This is a genomic window from Gilliamella sp. W8126 (assembly GCF_016102185.1).
GTDB classification, from domain to species: Bacteria; Pseudomonadota; Gammaproteobacteria; order Enterobacterales; family Orbaceae; genus Gilliamella; species Gilliamella apis_A.
This window is the reverse complement of sequence record NZ_JACFPE010000016.1, coordinates 1-1,145: the sequence shown is the minus strand read 5'-3', so window position 1 is coordinate 1,145 and position 1,145 is coordinate 1. Positions and strand designations below refer to the sequence as shown.

Below are 1,145 nucleotides of genomic sequence, written 5' to 3'. Positions count from 1 at the left end.
GTTAATAGAAAAATTAAAAGGCACTAAACCTAATTATAAGATTTAGTGCCTTTTATTTTTTATAATTTGATCTTTAAAAGATTTTCAGATTTATTTGATTACAAAAAAGTATATATCACGTCCTTTAGTTAAAGCGTCGTCTAACGGCCTAATAGCTTTGGAATAAGTTTGTTCAGGATCTTTTTCGTTAGGACAAAGTTTTTTAGAACCAAGTAAGGCATGCATACCATCATATCCCCCAAATCCTTCATACTTACTTGCAACGTCACTACCCGTTAAAGTGAAAAGTTGTTGCCATTTATCTAATGTGTCCTGTAAATATTTTTTACCTTCATCACATGTTATGCTTTCTAAATCAAGTTTCGGAAATACATACTGATTAATTTCAGACAATTTTTTAGGTTTATTAGGAAAACTAATTTCATCTTCTATACCATCTTCTTTTAAAAACTTCAAATATTCATTTTCACGATACATTTTAATTTTACGAGATTGATAAGATTGATTTTTATTAATATTTTCAGTAATTTCGTCGGGAATATTTTCATCAATAGAGTAATCCCATCTATTATCTCGATCTTCAATAAAGAAATTATTAACCACTTTTACAGGAAGCTCAACCTCTACTTGCTCACCATCTAAGATCACTTCAACTTTATTAAGCGATTTCTCATATAATTTGTCGTATGTTTCATCACTGGTGTTGTCAGTTGCATAGATAAAAGTGTGTAACATATAATTGCTTTGGGTTGGATTAATAAAGCCTCGACCATTGAATTTTACAGGTTTTACAAAAAACTCAATCGACTCATTATTATAAGCTAAATTATGTTTACCATATTCAAAAGTATACTTAATGTTTGAGTTAGCGGGAATGACAATATCTTTACCATCAATAACTAACTTAATTTCATTGGCAGTAGGATTATCAATTAAACGAACTTGTGAAGTTGGACCATTAAAGCAGCTACAAAGTGTTATACTGCAAGCTAATATAAAAGAATACTTTAAACTTTTCATAACATCCATTTGTTTTATTTATATTATAAGAGTACAAATTTTAACATAAAAAAAATGATGTTGTTAATAGAAAAATTAAAAGGCACTAAACCTAATTATAAGATTTAGTGCCTTTTATTTTTTAT

The 1,145-nt window shown here is 28.0% G+C and carries 1 protein-coding gene; it reads right to left on the bottom strand.

What is annotated here, in order from left to right; genetic code table 11:
• Positions 1-90 precede the first annotated feature (90 nt).
• Positions 91-1,020: a hypothetical protein gene (locus H3S74_RS12410; RefSeq protein ID WP_198248024.1), complete on the bottom strand. Its 930-nt coding sequence runs from the start codon at positions 1,018-1,020 to the stop codon at positions 91-93.
• Between the last annotated feature and the right edge of the window lie 125 nt (positions 1,021-1,145).

Excerpts from the sequence above, each read along its gene's own strand:
- H3S74_RS12410 (WP_198248024.1), bottom strand. The coding sequence starts at position 1,020 with ATGAAAAGTTTAAAGTATTCTTTTATATTAGCTTGCAGTATAACACTT.